This window comes from Catenuloplanes atrovinosus, from assembly GCF_031458235.1.
Lineage (GTDB): Bacteria > Actinomycetota > Actinomycetes > Mycobacteriales > Micromonosporaceae > Catenuloplanes > Catenuloplanes atrovinosus.
In genome coordinates this window covers 3,604,329-3,618,939 of record NZ_JAVDYB010000001.1, presented here as the reverse complement: position 1 = coordinate 3,618,939, position 14,611 = coordinate 3,604,329, and the positions used below count along the sequence as shown (strand labels likewise).

General features: G+C 74.2%; 14 protein-coding genes. 9 read left to right on the top strand and 5 right to left on the bottom strand.

Annotated features, from left to right (window positions below):
• Positions 1 to 550: 550 nt before the first annotated feature.
• Positions 551 to 1,693 carry a hypothetical protein gene (locus J2S41_RS16285; protein ID WP_310368621.1) on the top strand — a complete coding sequence of 381 codons (1,143 nt, stop codon included), beginning with the start codon at positions 551 to 553 and terminating at the stop codon, positions 1,691 to 1,693.
• Positions 1,694 to 1,757: 64 nt separating this feature from the next.
• On the top strand, positions 1,758 to 2,873 hold the full coding sequence (locus J2S41_RS16280; protein ID WP_310368619.1) for a hypothetical protein: 1,116 nt from the start codon (positions 1,758 to 1,760) through the stop codon (positions 2,871 to 2,873).
• Here the strand turns inward: J2S41_RS16280 and def are convergent.
• Both def and J2S41_RS16270 read right to left on the bottom strand, forming a co-directional pair.
• Entirely contained in the window at positions 2,860 to 3,405 is a 546-nt protein-coding gene (def, locus tag J2S41_RS16275) for a peptide deformylase (protein WP_310368617.1), read from the bottom strand. The two genes, J2S41_RS16280 and def, sit on opposite strands and share 14 nt — an antisense overlap.
• Positions 3,406 to 3,504: 99 nt before the next feature.
• On the bottom strand, positions 3,505 to 4,014 hold the full coding sequence (locus J2S41_RS16270) for a YbhB/YbcL family Raf kinase inhibitor-like protein (protein ID WP_310368616.1): 510 nt from the start codon (positions 4,012 to 4,014) through the stop codon (positions 3,505 to 3,507).
• A gap of 85 nt (positions 4,015 to 4,099) precedes the next feature.
• On the opposite strand from J2S41_RS16270, the gene J2S41_RS16265 reads away from it, so the two are divergent.
• Positions 4,100 to 4,735, top strand: a complete 636-nt coding sequence (locus tag J2S41_RS16265) for a GntR family transcriptional regulator (protein ID WP_310368614.1) — start codon at positions 4,100 to 4,102, stop codon at positions 4,733 to 4,735.
• A gap of 103 nt (positions 4,736 to 4,838) precedes the next feature.
• Here J2S41_RS16265 and J2S41_RS16260 read toward each other — a convergent pair whose 3' ends face one another.
• Positions 4,839 to 5,708, bottom strand: a complete 870-nt coding sequence (locus J2S41_RS16260; protein ID WP_310368612.1) for an AraC family transcriptional regulator — start codon at positions 5,706 to 5,708, stop codon at positions 4,839 to 4,841.
• A gap of 322 nt (positions 5,709 to 6,030) precedes the next feature.
• On the opposite strand from J2S41_RS16260, the gene J2S41_RS16255 reads away from it, so the two are divergent.
• Complete coding sequence (locus tag J2S41_RS16255; RefSeq protein ID WP_310368610.1) at positions 6,031 to 6,444, top strand: pyridoxamine 5'-phosphate oxidase family protein; 414 nt, start codon at positions 6,031 to 6,033, stop codon at positions 6,442 to 6,444.
• A gap of 6 nt (positions 6,445 to 6,450) precedes the next feature.
• Here the strand turns inward: J2S41_RS16255 and J2S41_RS16250 are convergent, their stop codons facing one another.
• Entirely contained in the window at positions 6,451 to 8,082 is a 1,632-nt protein-coding gene (locus J2S41_RS16250; protein ID WP_310368608.1) for a sugar ABC transporter permease, read from the bottom strand.
• Positions 8,083 to 8,216: 134 nt separating this feature from the next.
• Here J2S41_RS16250 and J2S41_RS16245 point away from each other — a divergent pair, with 134 nt between their 5' ends.
• The gene (locus tag J2S41_RS16245; RefSeq protein ID WP_310368606.1) at positions 8,217 to 8,735 is read left to right on the top strand and encodes a DUF1360 domain-containing protein; all 519 of its coding nucleotides are present in this window, start codon (positions 8,217 to 8,219) and stop codon (positions 8,733 to 8,735) included.
• A 2-nt stretch (positions 8,736 to 8,737) separates the two neighbouring features.
• Here J2S41_RS16245 and J2S41_RS16240 read toward each other — a convergent pair whose 3' ends face one another.
• A complete protein-coding gene (locus J2S41_RS16240; RefSeq protein ID WP_310368605.1) occupies positions 8,738 to 9,805 on the bottom strand; it encodes an NAD(P)-binding domain-containing protein in 1,068 nt (355 codons plus the stop codon).
• Positions 9,806 to 9,946: 141 nt separating this feature from the next.
• Between J2S41_RS16240 and J2S41_RS16235 the strand changes: the two genes are divergently transcribed.
• The 4 genes from J2S41_RS16235 to J2S41_RS16220 all read left to right on the top strand — a co-directional run bounded on the left by J2S41_RS16235 (position 9,947) and on the right by J2S41_RS16220 (position 14,591).
• Positions 9,947 to 11,170 (top strand): sensor histidine kinase, encoded by a 1,224-nt coding sequence (locus J2S41_RS16235; protein ID WP_310368603.1) that lies wholly within the window; start codon positions 9,947 to 9,949, stop codon positions 11,168 to 11,170.
• On the top strand, positions 11,167 to 11,799 hold the full coding sequence (locus J2S41_RS16230; protein ID WP_310368601.1) for a response regulator: 633 nt from the start codon (positions 11,167 to 11,169) through the stop codon (positions 11,797 to 11,799). Before J2S41_RS16235 ends, J2S41_RS16230 begins: the two co-directional genes overlap by 4 nt.
• Before the next feature lie 85 nt (positions 11,800 to 11,884).
• Entirely contained in the window at positions 11,885 to 13,444 is a 1,560-nt protein-coding gene (locus tag J2S41_RS16225) for a carboxylesterase/lipase family protein (protein ID WP_310368600.1), read from the top strand.
• 46 nt (positions 13,445 to 13,490) lie between these two features.
• A complete protein-coding gene (locus J2S41_RS16220) occupies positions 13,491 to 14,591 on the top strand; it encodes an alpha/beta hydrolase family protein (protein WP_310368599.1) in 1,101 nt (366 codons plus the stop codon).
• Positions 14,592 to 14,611: the final 20 nt, after the last annotated feature.

Genomic DNA, 14,611 nt, shown 5'->3' with positions numbered 1-14,611 from the left:
GGGCACCGAGGACACGAGGATCGGCTCGAAGCGGGAGACGGGGACGACGGCCGCGGTCCGATGGCGCACGGCGTCCTCCCCTCGAAGACCAAAGATCACAACCCGACGACCACGAGGGTACGAAGGGCGGGCCACCGTGTCGACCGGATATCAATCGCCGCCGCGGTCGCCCGCCGGCGCGCCACGATCGTGCATCGAGATCGGGATACCGGGGAATGTCGGGCATTTGGCGGATTCGTCCGGCGCGCCGTGGAAAGGGGCGTCGAGTTGATACGCCGTACCGGGCATCATGCAGATGACGCAAGGGCCCGTGACGGGCGTTGACTTGATGTTTGGCCGTTTCTACGTTGTGTTACTGGGATGTAAACGGCGCGGCGGAATTAAGATCTGCCACCGCGATGAGCCGCATTCGTAAAACATATATGAATGACCATCGGCAGCGCCCGTGAACGCACGCGTCCCGGACGGTGCGGCGGCTCAGTCCGCCCGTCGAAGGGCAGGTCATAGGCCTGCCACGCCCGTGAAATGGCAGGAGTAGGGGAGGATTTCCATGCCATTCCAAGACGTCAACGCCGGGTTCTACAACGCGCTCGTGGACAGTGTCGGGCTGTCGCGGCAGCACTTCGCGCTGCTTCAGCCGGCGTCTCCGGTCCTCACCACGAATGATCTGTGGAACCAGTACTTCAACCTGATTCCGCCGGAAGCGATATTCAGCGATCCGGCGCTTTCCACCGGCGCGCAGTACTTCGACAACTACAAGGCGCTGTGGTCGTCGTTGCAGTCGGACGCGGAGAGCCAGTTCGAGAGCAAGATTCCGCAGAACGTGCGCGACGAGTTCTTCGACTTCCTGCTCAACCGGCCGGCGCCGCCCGCGCTGAGCCAGCTGCCCGCGCTGTTCCGGAACTGGGCGTTCCTGCGGCACCCGCGGTACGCCAACATCGGCGCGACCGCGCTGTCCAACATGCTGCTGGACCCGATCGCCTCCGGCGCGCTGCGGCTGGTGCCGTACGTGGGCGACCCCGCCGCCGACCCGCCCGTGCCGGACCGGCAGCCCGACTGGGACGAGGGCATCGACCAGCTCAAGGCCGAGCTCGCCGCGGCACCGTCCCGGGCGTTCAACTACAAGCAGTCGACGGTCAACACGAACATCAGCAACACCTGGGCGCGCGGCCGGTCCAACGTGTTCTTCGGCCTGCACCGGGGGACCACCACGAGTTCGCGGATCAGCACCGTGTTCTCCGAGAGCGAGATGGAGATGCGCGGCTCGTTCGGCCACATCACGGTCTTCTCGCCGGTGCCCGGCTCCTGGTTCAGCTCGGCCGGCACCCAGATCGCGTTCAGCCAGCGGGACGTCACCCCGCCGTGGGTGCGGGGCGCGCTGAAGAACTGGACCAACACGTTCGACCCGCAGAACGGCAGCCTGGCCCGGTTCCTCACCAGCCTGATCGTGGTCGACACGATCAACCTCACGTTCCACTCGCTGGCCAAGTTCACGGTCGACGACATCACCGAGATCAGGACGAACTCCGGCGGCGGCCTGTGGCCGTTCTACACGTCCGCCTCCGACAGCGGCACCCGCACCCAGTTCCACTTCGCCGACAGCGGCGAACTCACCGTCACCATCACCAGTCAGCCCGGCGTTCCGGTCGTGCTCGGCGCGAACGTCTTCCGCGCCGAGGAGTACCTCGGCTGACCGGGCTCCGCGCGGTGCCGGCGGCCCACCCGCCGGCACCGCCGCACTCGGGGGGTTTGCCACCATGACCTTTGACGACATCGCCGCCGGGTACGCCACCGCGCTCGTCGCCGGGCTCGGGCTGCCCGGCACCGGCGTCCAGCTCCTGCAGCCGGCGCCGGTGCCGGCGGACGACCTCGCGCTGTGGCGGCTGCTCGACCGGCTGCCGTCCGCGACGCTCTACCGGGACCCGGGCGCGCCGGCCGACTCGCTCTCCGGCACGTACCGGCGAATCCTGGCCTCACTGGAGATCCCGGCCGAGGACCGGTTCACGGCCGCGGTCGGCCGGCGGATCGCGGACGAGTTCGCCCGGTTCCTGGCGAGCCGGCCGGGCCGCCCGCCGTCGGCCACCGCGTACCCCGCGCTGTTCAGGAACTGGGCGCTGCTGCACCATCCCGCGGTGGCCGGCCGCGGCACCACCGCGCTGGCCGGCATGATCCTGGAACCGCTCGGCGCCGCCACGATCGCGCTGCTGCCCTACCTCGACACCACCGCGGAGCCGCCGCGGCCCGGCCGCGCGCCGGACTGGGACGACACGGTCGACGACGTCACCGCCGCGCTCAAGGCCGCGCCGTCCCGCGAGTTCACCGTGGACAGCGACACGATCGTCACGGACACCGCCGGCGAGCTGGGCGAGCCCGCCGGCCTGTGGGGTCTCAGCGACCCGGAGACCGAGCAGGCGCGGCGCTTCGCCGCCGCGGAGTTCCGGCTGCGCGTGTCCGCCGGGCACGTGCTGCTCCGCCGCCCGGTTCCCGGCCCGTGGTTCTCCTCGGCCGTGCTCGGCATCGCGCACGCCACGCCGGACGGTCCGCCCTGGTCGCCCGAGGGGCCGCTGGACTGGACGACCGCGTTCGGCATCCTCCGGTACGTCACCAACGCGCTGATCGTGGTCGACTCCCTGGAGGTGACCGTCGAGTCCGCCGGCCCGTACGGCGAGGAGGACCAGCAGATCATCCTCGCCAACCTCGGGCACGGGCTCTGGCCGCTCTACCTGCCCGGCGCCGACTGCTCGTTCACGCCGGACGGCGCCATGACCGTCCACCTGGCCACCGCGCCCGGCACCCCGGTGGTGCTGGGCGTCGTCGCGTTGACCATCGACGCCTACCTCGGGCGCCGGCCGCCGGCCGTCAGTGCGGGCTGACCCGCACGGTCGGGGCGGCCGCGTCGTCCCACCAGTCGGCGGCGCGGAGGGTGGTGAGCAGGCGGGCCCGGCGCTCGGGGTCCTGGCGGTCGATGAACAGGACGCCGTCCAGGTGGTCGGTCTCGTGCTGGATGCAGCGGGCCAGCAGGCCGGAGCCGACCACCTGCACCGGGTCGCCCAGCTTGGTGTAGCCCTTGGCCGCCACGTTCATCCGGCGCTTGGTGTCCAGGTAGACGCCGGGGATGGACAGGCAGCCCTCGGGGCCGTCCTGCTCCTCGGCGTCCGGGAACTCCAGCACCGGGTTGACCAGGTGATCCAGCCGCAGCTCGTTGCCGGGCAGGTCCGGGTTGATGGCGAACACGCGCAGGCTCACGCCGAGCTGCGGCGCGGCCAGCCCGGCGCCGCGGGCCTGCTCCAGCGTCTCGCCGAGGTCGCGGACCAGCCGATCGAGCTCGGCGTCGAAGTCGGTCACGGGGTCCGCGACCCGGCGAAGGACCGGATCATCGACGGTACGGATGGTGAGCACGGTCATGCGGGATCTCTCCTGCCGGTCGTACCGGTCGTTTGTCGACGGCAACGGTATACCGGCCGACGGGGATGGGCAGGACCCGCGCGGGCCCTGCCCATCCGGTCAGGCCCGGGTCTCCGCGGTGGCGGTCAGCACCGCGCGGCCGAGGATGTGCCCGGCCATGGTTAAGCCCAGCATCGCGGGCGTGGCGTCCGCGGGCACGCCGATCGACTCGACGTCCAGCGCGTGCACCACGAACACGTACCGGTGCTCGCCGTGCCCGGGCGGCGGGGCGGCGCCCACGTACCGCGCCAGGCGCACGTCGTTGGGGAGCTGGAAGGCGCCGTCCGGCAGGCCCGCGCCGGTGTCGTCGCCGGCGCCCTCGGGCAGCTCGGTCACGCCGGCCGGGATGTCCGCCACCGCCCAGTGCCAGAAGCCGGAGCCGGTCGGCGCGTCCGGGTCGTACGCGGTGACGGCGTAGCTCTTCGTGCCCTCGGGCGCGCCGCTCCAGGAGAGCTGGGGCGAGACGTTCCCGGCGCGCTGCGCCTCGGCCAGCGGTGCGCCGTCGGCGACGCTGGCGCTGGTCACGGTGAAGGCCGCCGCCTCGGGGAGGCGGGCGAAGGGGTCGTTCATGCGAATCCTCTCGGTTCTCGTCGGCATCACGATCGACCATAGCACTAAAAATCGATTATTCGTCAAATGGTCTATGATCGGCGTCATGGCGGAGACGAAGGCCGGGCAGATCTACACGGTGCTGCGCGAGGCGGTGCTGCGCGGCGACGTGCCGCCCGGCGGTGCGCTCAAGCCGCAGGAACTGGCCGACGCGCACGGGGTCAGCCTCGCCGTGGTCCGGGAGGCGCTGGTCCGGCTGGCCGGCGACGGGCTCGCCGACCGGATGGACAACCGCGGCTTCGCCGTACCCACCCAGTCTGACCGGCGGTGGCAGGAACTGGCCGAGGCCCGGTGCGTGCTCGAACCCGAGCTGCTCCGCCTCGCGATCGCGCGCGGCGACCTGGACTGGGAGGCGCGGGTCCGGGCCGCGCACCACCGGCTGGCCCGTACGCCCCCGACCCGGCCCGGCGACCGGCACGTGACCGCGGAGTGGTCGCGCGTCCACCACGAGTTCCACCGCGCGCTGCTCGACGGCTGCGGCAACGCGGTGCTGCTGGAGACGTTCGACCGGCTGTGGCTCGCCACCGAGCTGGCCCGCCGCTGGTCCGCCGACCGCGACCCGGACCGCGACTACCTCGGCGAGCACCGGCGCCTCGAGGAGGCCGCGCTGGCCCGGGACGCGGACGCGGCGGCCGACCTGCTGGCCCGGCACGTGTCCCGGACCGCCGAACGGCTCCGCTGATCATCCGATCGTCAACCGGCGGCACCAGGGCCGTCACGCGCCGAACGGCACGATCCACCTCGGGCACGTCGAGGAGCCGGCGGCGTTCCTCGGCGCGGTGCGGTCACCGGGCGGGCTCGACCGGTAGCCACAGGTCCGTGGTCGCGGTGCTGAAGTCGTCCGCCCGGTCGAGCACCGCCACGATGGACGGCCCCGGCCGCAGCCGCCACGGGTTGGACGGGAACCACTCGCTCGCCGTCGCCGCCCAGGTCGCCTGCAGCCGGCCCGGGTACGCCCCCGAGCTGCGGAACACCGCCCACCGGCCGGCCGGCACGCCGATCGCGTCCAGGTCGTCCGGCACCGGCGTGCCGTCCGGGACCGCGACCCCGTGCAGGTAGGTCAGCTCGGTCCCCTCCGGGCTGTCCTGCGCCAGATCGTCGGTGACCTGCAGCAGCCCGGCCGGCTCGGCGCCGCTGAGTGCCTTCAGCCGGACGTGCGCCTCCGGCGGCAGCGACGCGAGGTGCCGCTGGATGTGCGGGTTGACGCCCTCGTAGATCAGCGGCACGCGGGTCGCGTGCCCGACCAGCCGGAACGCCGGCCGCTCGACGATGCGGGTGTCCATGGACGAGTTCCCTTCGACGGTCAGGCGGAACCTGAGCTGCGGTTGTGTGCGAAGGGGCCCGCCGTCGCGGCGCACATCCCCCGGCCCGGCGCCGTGCACCGCCCGGAACGCCCGCCCGAACGCCTCGGTCGACCCGTAGCCGTGCCGTACCGCGATGGTCAGCAGGTCGTCCTCACCGCGCACCACGTCCGCCGCCGCGACCGTCATCCGGCGCCGCCGCACGTACTCCGACAGCGGCATCCCGGCCAGCGACGAGAACATCCGCCGCAGGTGATACTCGGTCGTCCCCAGCGTCCTGGCCAGCCCGGCCACATCCAGCTCCGGCCCCTCCTCGACCAGCCCGACGAGCCGGTTCAACGCCGCGATGACCATGCAGCCCCCTTCTCCACCCCCAGCCTCCCCCACCCACCCCCACCCCCACCCGACCCCACCGATCCGATCCGATCGCCCGCCCCTGCCCGCTCCCCGCCCCCGCCCCCGCCCCCCGGCCCGCCTCGCTCCCTGGCTCGCCGATCTAGGGCGGATTCGCGTGATCGGAGATCAACGCGCGGGAATCCGCCCTAGATCGACGCGAGAGGAGCCGCCCCGCGGGCGGGGGCGGGCGCGGGGGCGGGCGCGGGGGCGGGGGCGGGACGGCCGGGCGGGCGGGTGGGGGCGGTGTCGGTGAACACCGCGTCGTCGTACGGTGGGACGCATGTTCCGCGATGATGATCTCGCCCTGCTGACCCGTCCGCTGTACGCCTTCCTCACCGTCGCGCCGCGCGAGGGGCGCTGGCCCGCGCCGCGCCCGGTGTGGTTCGAGGCGACCGCGGAGGGGACGCTTCAGATGTTCTCCGAGCCGGAGACGCACAAGATCGAGCGGTTGCGGGAGCAGCCCCGCGCCTCCGTCGTGGTGGCGTCGCCGGTCGGTGAGCCGGAGCACTGGGTGTCGGTGGAGGGCCCGGTCACGGTGCACGAGGAGGGCGCCTACGAACTGGCGGCCCGCCTCGGCGAGCGCTACTGGCCCTCGGTCGGCCCGGAGCAGCACAAGCTGCTCGACGAGTGGCGCGGCATGGGTGTGCTGCGCATCGTCGTCCACCCGGAGCGGGTCAACCGCTTCACCATCTGATCCGGGTCAGCGCCGATCCGCCGGCCGCGGCACGGCCGAGAAACCGGCCGGCGGATAACCGGTGTCGAAGACCGGCGGATACGCCACCGCCGGCGGCGTCGTCCGGAGCGACAGCCGGTCCAGGTAGAGGACCTGGAGCACCGCCAGCGCCAGCGCGAACAGCACCACGACCACCACCGGCAGCGGAACCGACGCCAGGCCGTCGGCCGGGCCCGGGCCCAGGCCCACCAGCCGCAGCGCCGCGGCCGGCGTCGGCTGCCGCTCCGGGTCCAGGACCGTGAGCGTCTGCCAGAACGCGTCCTGCGTCTGCACCAGGTAGGTCACGCCGGCGACCACCGCGGCCATCGGCAGCGCGGGCGGCAGCGTCCGGACCGGGCTGCCCGGGCGCGACTCGGCCAGGCCGCGGAACAGCAGCGTGAACACGACCAGCGCCGGAATGCTCAGGTACGTCGGCGGCAGCAGCGCCAGCGACGTGTCGATCAGGCCGAGGTCGTGCAGCGTCTGGAAGTGCACCGTGCCGAACGGGCCGGTGCCGACGAACAGCCACGGCGCGAACAGGAACAGCAGCAGCTCGCTGCGGTCGCCGAGCGGGCGCAGCGCGCCGATGCCGAACCCGGCCAGCGCGGCCAGCGTCACACCGACCGCGGTGGTGATCAGCGGCGGCGCCCAGGTGTTGAACGCGCTGCCCGCGCCGCCCAGCGTGTCCGGCACGTCGGCGACCGGCGCGGACAGATACGGCCACAGGCCCCAGGCGCTCATCCCGAGCACCACGGCCAGCAGCACCAGCGCTCCGGCCAGCGGCAGCGGGCTCGCCGGGCGGGCGCCGGTGGCCCGGTCCACCACGTCGACGCGCACGCCGGTGAGGACCAGCACCGCGACCGCGGCCAGGCCGAGCACGCCGAGCAGCGCCGCGAGCAGCGTGCCGCCGGCCGCGCCGGCGCCGAAGTCCGCGAACCGGAACGCGACCTGGTAGATCGTGAGCAGCGGCGTGACGGTGGCCTCGCGCGGCCCGCCGCCGGTCAGCGTGTACGGGTACGCCCAGAGCTGCACCGTGTACGCGACGACCGCGAGCCCGAGCGCCAGGCCGGCCGCGACGACCGCCCGGACCGGGCGGCCGGTGCCGCTGCGGCGCAGCGCGGCGAGGAACACGGTGACGCCCGCGCCGGTCAGCAGGCCGAGCAGGGTCAGCCAGACGACCTGCCCGACCAGCAGCTGCGCCGCCAGCGGCCCGTCCGGGGCCCGGTCACGGGCGAGCAGCCAGCCCAGCCCCAGGCCGACCGGCGTGACGATGACCATCGGCAGCACCAGGCCGAGCCGGACGATCAGCCGGCCCGGCGTACCCCCTCGGTGGGCCAGCCAGGCCAGCACCGGCGCGAGCACGCACGCGGCGAGCACCGGCAGCACCGCGATGAGCAGCACGAACCCGAACGAGCCGAAGAACCCCTGCTCGGCGATCCGGGAGTAGTTGTCCAGCCCGGCGGGACCACCGCCGCCGCTGCCGAACAGGCTGGCGCTCTGGAAGCTGGCCCACAGCGTGCGCAGCGCCGGCACGACGTACCAGACCAGCAGCGCGAGCAGCGCGGGGACGACGGGGAGCAGGCCGATCGGGCGGGCCGGGCGCGCGGGCGGAGTGGACAACTGCGGTCACCTCGATCATCCGGGTCGGGACGCCGCGATGGTAGTCACCCCGGACAACCAGATGGGGGGATTGGTGTTCCGGCATCAGGGGTAGACGGACCACAGCGAAGGGCACCTGGGCTGGAGGAACACGGATGTTGGACACCGCGCGGACCGCGCTCGCGCGCACCGCTCGCCGGTACGCGCCGCACGAGCACCGGCCGCTGCACGGCTACGCCACCGCGCTGGCCGCGTTCGGCGGTCTCGCGGCCGCGCTGGCCGCCGCCGTCCGGATCACCGGACGGCCGATCCCGGAGCGCCCGTCCCTGGCCGACGTGGCGCTGATCTCGGTCGCCACGCACAAGCTCAGCCGCCTGATCGCGAAGGGTGCGGTGACCAGCCCGCTGCGCGCGCCGGTCACCCGCTACGCCGGACCGGCCGGGGCCGCGGAGCTCAACGAGGAGGTACGCGACGAGGGCAGCAGCCTCCGGCACGGCGTCGGCGAGCTGGTCACCTGCCCGTTCTGCCTCGGCGTCTGGGCGGCCACCGGCCTGACCGGCGGCCTGGTGCTGGCGCCGCGGCTGACCCGGCTGGCCGCGACCGCGCTCACCGCCACCGCCGTCTCCGACTTCCTCCAGTTCGCCTACGACGCCGCGAAGAACCAGGACGACTGACCTCAGCCGAGGTACGACTCGAGCGCGCGCACCGCGTCCCGGCCGGCCCGGTTCGCGCCCACCGTGGACTGCGACGGGCCGAAGCCGATCAGGTGCACGCGCGGCTCGCCGGCCACCCGCGTGCCGATCAGCCGGATGCCGCCCGCCGCGTTCCGCAGCCCGAGCGGGTCGAGGTGCGCCAGCGCGGCCTTGAACCCGGTGGCCCACAGGATCACGTCGACCGGCGTGTACGAGCCGTCCGCCTCCCGGACGCCGCCGGGCTCGATCGCGGTGAACATCGGCCGTCGCTCCAGCGCGCCGCGCTCCTTGGCGGCCAGCGCGTACGGCGTCCAGATCAGGTCCGTGTACGACACGACGCTGCCGGTCGGGCGGCCCGCCTCGACGTCCGCCACCACCTTCGCGATCACCTCGCGCCCGGCCACCTCCGGGGTGAAGTCGCCGTCCCGGAACACCGGCTCGCGGCGGGTGTACCAGAACGTGGTGGCGCCGCGGGAGATCTCCTCCAGCAGTTGCACGGCAGAGATGCCGCCGCCGATCACCGCGACGCGCCGGCCGGCCAGGGCCGCGGCGGACACGTACTCGTGCGTGTGCAGCTGCAGCCCGGTGAACGTCTCCTGCCCGGGGTAGTGCGGGCGCACCGGGTTAGTCCAGGTGCCGGTGGCGTTGATGATCGCGTCGGCGTGCCACGTGCCGTCGCTGGTCTCCAGCCGGAACGGGTGGCCGGGCAGCACGCGCGACACCGTCACCGGGCGCCGGATCGGCAGCCCCGCCCGCTCCTCGAACGCGGCGAAGTAGCGCGGCACCGCGGTGCGGCTGGGCTCCTCCGGGTCGATCGGCGGCTTCGGGAAACCGGGCAGGTCGAAGATCCCGTTCACGGTCGCCATCCGCAGCGACTCCCACCGGTGCCGCCACGCCCCGCCCGGCGCGTCCTCCGCGTCCAGCACCACGAACGACCGGGGGCCGCCGTCGCCGGTGAAACCGCGCCGCTTCAGGTGGTACCCGGCGGACAGCCCGGCCTGGCCACCGCCGATGACCACCACGGTGCGGTGCCGCGTCACGGGCTCGGACATGGGCACCTCGGCGGGACGACGACGATCACGACCCGATCGATGGTACGTACCGCCGGGGGTGTGGCGGTGCCGTCGTGATCAGCGTCGCCCCGCCGGTGCGGGCGACGGGTGATCTCGGCGGCGGCCGGGTACTGACGCGGCATGACCGACCGCGACGCGCACCCGCCCGCGCCGGCCACGGAGCTGATCGACGGCCGGCTGGCGCGGGCGCTGGCCCTGCTGCCGCTCGCGTTGACGGCCGCCGCCACCGCGCTCGCCGTCGCGGTCGCGCCGGACCGCCCGTACCCGCTGCTGATGCCCTTGGTCGTCGCGACGGCCGCATGGGGACACCTCGGCTGGCGGTGGGTGGCGCGGCGACCGCGCGGTGACCACGCGGTGGTCCTTCATCTCGCGGTGCTGTGGGCGCTCCACGCGGCGCTGATCAGGATGGATCCGGTCTTCGTGATCGCCGCGATCGGCGGGCTGGTGGCGGCGCCGATGCTCACCCTCGACTGGCGCGGCTTCCCCGGGGTGTTCGCGTTCTCGGTGCTCGTCAACGTGGTGCCGGGACCGCCGGAGGGCGCCACGGCCTGGGCGATCACGGCGGCCGTGGTGGCCGTGCAGACGGTGCTGCTCGGCGGCTCCGGCACGGTGAGCCGGTGGATCCAGGAGCAGAGCGAGCAGCGCCGCCGGGCCGTCGCCGCGCTGGAGGCCGCCGCCGCCGAGAACGCCCGCCTCCACCGGCGCCTGGTCGAGCAGGCGCGCGAGGCGGGCGCCGTCGCCGAGCGGGCGCGCGTCGCCCGGGAGATCCACGACACGCTCGCGCAGGGCCTGGCCGGGGTGCTGACCCAGCTCGACGCCGCCCGGTGCGCGGGTTCCGTGCCCGAGCCCGCCGGCGGCCATCTGGATCGGGCCGCCGGCCTCGCGCGCTCCACACTGGACGACGCACGCCGCTCCCTGCACGCGCTCCGCCCGGCGCCGCTGTCCGGCGGGCTGATCGCGGCGCTCCGCGACACGGTCGACGAGTGGACCGGCGACACCGGCGTCGACGCCGACCTCAGGGCCGATCCGCCGCCGGCCGGCCTGTCCCGGGCCGGCGAGGTCGTGCTGCTGCGAGCACTGCGGGAAGCGCTGGCCAACGCCGCCCGGCACGCCGGCGCGAGCAAGGTCGTGGTGACCCTCACCGCGATGGACGACGCCGTGGCGCTCGACGTCCGCGACGACGGCCGGGGTTTCGCCCCGGACGGGGCGCGCCCGGGCAGCTTCGGCCTCACCGGGATACGCGAGCGTGCCGAGGCGGTCGGTGGCCGGATGGAGATCGAGTCGGCGCCGGGCGCCGGCACGGTCCTGTCCGTCCTGCTGCCGGCCGGGACGGACGCCACATGATCAGGCTGCTGATCGTCGACGACCATCCCGTCGTCCGGCACGGGCTGCGCGGCGTGCTCTCCACGGCGCACGACGTGCTCGTGGTCGGCGAGGCCGGCGACGGACCGGCCGCGGTCCGGGCGGCCCTGGCGCTGGAGCCGGACGTCATCCTGCTGGACCTGCGCATGCCCGGCGGTGACGGGGTGACCGCGGCCGAGGACCTGGCCCGCGCCGGAAGCCGGGCCCGGGTGCTCGTGCTGACCACCTACGACACCGACGGCGACATCATGCGGGCGGTGCACGCCGGCGCCACCGGCTACCTGCTCAAGGACGCGCCGCCGGCGGAACTGATCCGCGCGGTCCGCGCGGCGGCACACGGCGGGTCGGTGCTGGCGCCGGCCGTCGCGTCCCGGATTCTCGCGCACCTGCGCCATCCGGAGCCGGCCGCGCCCCGGCTGTCCGCCCGGGAGATCGAGGTGCTCCGCACGATCGCCGCCGGGCACAGCAACCGCGCGTGCGCGGCCGAACTGTTCATCAGCGAGGCCACCGTCAAGACGCACCTGCTGCACATCTACGACAAGCTCGGCGTCACGGACCGGGCCGCCGCGGTCGCCGCCGCCTACGAACTGGGCCTGCTCGGCGAGGGATGACCCGGGCATCCACCGGCCGGTGGGTTTCCCGGTTCAGCCCCCGCCCGGATGGCGGCGGGCCGCCGGGCACGCCGATCGTTGAGGCATGAGGACATTGGCACGCATCAGCGTTCTGCTCACCCTCGCGGTGGCCGCCGCCGGGTGCGCCACCGAACCGTCCACGCCACCGGCCGTCGGCGACCGGGTCACCGTCGCGCAGGGCGGCCTGCGCGGCACCGACGACCGCACCGTCGTGGCGTTCCAGGGCATCCCGTACGCGGCGCCGCCGACCGGCGCCGCCCGCTGGACCGCCCCGCGGCCCGCCGACGCCTGGCCGGGCGAGCGGGACGCCACCCGGCCCGGCCCGCGCTGCCCCCAGACCGGTCCGTCCGGTGCCCTGCTCGGCGACGAGGACTGCCTGACCCTCGCCGTGCACGGCCCGTCCGGCACCCGGAGCGGCGCGAAACGCCCGGTGCTGGTCTGGATTCACGGCGGCGGCCTGAACGTCGGCGGTGCCGACGAGACCGACCCGCGCCGGCTCGTCACCGAGGGCGGGATCGTGGTCGTCTCCATCAACTACCGGCTCGGCGCGCTGGGGTTCCTGTCCGTGCCGGGGCTCCCCGGCGGCGGCACGTTCGGGCTGCGGGACCAGCAACTCGCCCTGCGCTGGGTCCAGCAGAACATCGCCGCGTTCGGCGGCGACCCCGGCCGCGTCACGCTGTACGGCGTCTCCGCCGGCGGCGACAGCGTCTGCTCACACCTGGCCTCGCCCGCCTCCCGGGGGCTGTTCCACCGGGCCATCCTCGGCAGCTCCGCCTGCCACGGCACCAACGCGCTGGACACGCTGCGGCCGGGACTCGGGCCGGCGGCCGACACCTGGAAGCCTTTGCCGGTGCTCGACGGGCTCGGCACCACCTACGCCGCCGGGCTCGGCTGCCCGGACGCGAATCTGGACTGCCTCCGGGCGCTGCCCACGGAGAAGGTCGCCGCCGCCAACGTCTACTACTGGAGCCCGGCGACGGGAACGGAGACGCTGCCCCGGCGCCCGTCCGAGGCCATCGCCGCGGGGGAGGCGGCCGACGTACCCGTGCTGATGGGCATCGTCCGCGACGAGGGCGCGTCGCTGGTCGCCGGCGCCTACGCCGCGCCGCCGCTCGACGAGGCCCGCTTCACCGAGTTCCTCAGCACGCTCGCCGGGCCCAGGGCCGAGGCGGCGAAGGCGGCCTACCCGCTGGCCGGCCGAACCCCGAACCGGGCGTTCGCCGACGTCTACGGCGACCGGTCGTTCGCCTGCCCGAACATGATCACCTACCGCGACCTGGGCGACCGGGTCTGGGTGTACGAACTGACCGAGCCGGACCTGCCGGCCTTCCGGTTCACACCGCCGCCCGACATGGCCGGCACCACCGCGCACGGCGCCGACCTCTCCATGATCTTCACCGTGCTCGACGACCCGCGCCCGCTGACCGAACCACAGCAGCGGCTGGCCCGGCAGATGCGCGCCTACTGGGCGGCGTTCGTGACGACCGGCGAACCCCGCGCCGACGGCGCCCCCACCTGGCCCGCGTACGGCGACCCGGGCACGCAGCTGAACCTGCGGGCCGGCGGCACCGTCGCGGAGCCGGCCGAGGTGGCGGCGGAGCGGCACCACTGCGCGGTCTGGTGACCGCGTCTCAGCGGCCGTTCAGCTACCCGGCCGCATGATGCCGGGCATGAACGCATCGATGATCGCCCTGCTGGTCGCGCTCAGCGTGGTGGCCGTGCCGGTGCCGGCCACCGCCGGCCCGGTCACGGTCACGCTGCCAGCGCCCACCGGTCCGCACCCGGTGGGCCGTGAGGATCTTCATCTGGTCGACCGCGACCGCGTCGATCCGTGGGTGCCGGACGGGCCCCGGGAACTGATGGTCTCGGTCTGGTACCCGGCCGCCGCCGCCCGGGGCCCCCGGGTCACGTACGCGTCCCCGGCCGAGTCGTCGCTGTTCGTCGACCTGTTCGAGGTGGAGGGCGCGGCGCCGGACGCGCTCACCCGCGTCCGCGCGCACGCGCGCACCGGTGCACCGCCGCTGCGCGCCGCCGGGCCGCTGCCGCTCGTCCTGCTGTCGCCCGGCTTCGGCACGCCGCGCTGGCTGCAGACCGCGCTCGCCGAAGACCTGGCCAGCCGAGGGTACGTGGTGGCCGGCGTCGACCACACCTACGAGGCCGCGGCCATCACGTTCCCCGACGGGCGGGTCACGGAGTGCGTGCTCTGCGCCCGGGACGACAAGAACTGGGCCACGATCGTGGCGAGCCGGGCCGGCGACCTGTCGTTCGTGCTGGACCGGCTGCTGGCCTCGCCGGCCCGGTGGCCGATCGACGCCCGCCGCGTAGCCGCGGCCGGCCACTCACTCGGCGGCGCCGCCGCCGCGGCCGTCATGCTCGACGACCCGCGGGTGGACGCCGGGATCAACATGGACGGCACGTTCCACCACGACGTCACCCGCACCATGGACCGGCCGTTCCTGCTGTTCGGGGCCGCCGCGCACGGCGATCCCGCCGCCGATCCGTCGTGGCCGCTGACCTGGACGCAACTGGGCGGATGGCGGCGCTGGCTCAACGTACCGCTGATGGAGCACTTCTCCTTCAGCGACGCCGCGACGTTCGGCCCGCTGATCGGGGAGGAGGTGCAGCCGTTGGACGGCACCCGCGTCATCGACCTCATCCGGCGGTACGACCGCGCGTTCTTCGACCTGCACCTGCGGGGGAGACCGCAGTCCTTGTTCGACGGCCCATCGCCCCGCCACCCGGAGGTCGACTTCGTCACGGGTGCCTCGTGAGCCGGGCACTGTCGCCAAGG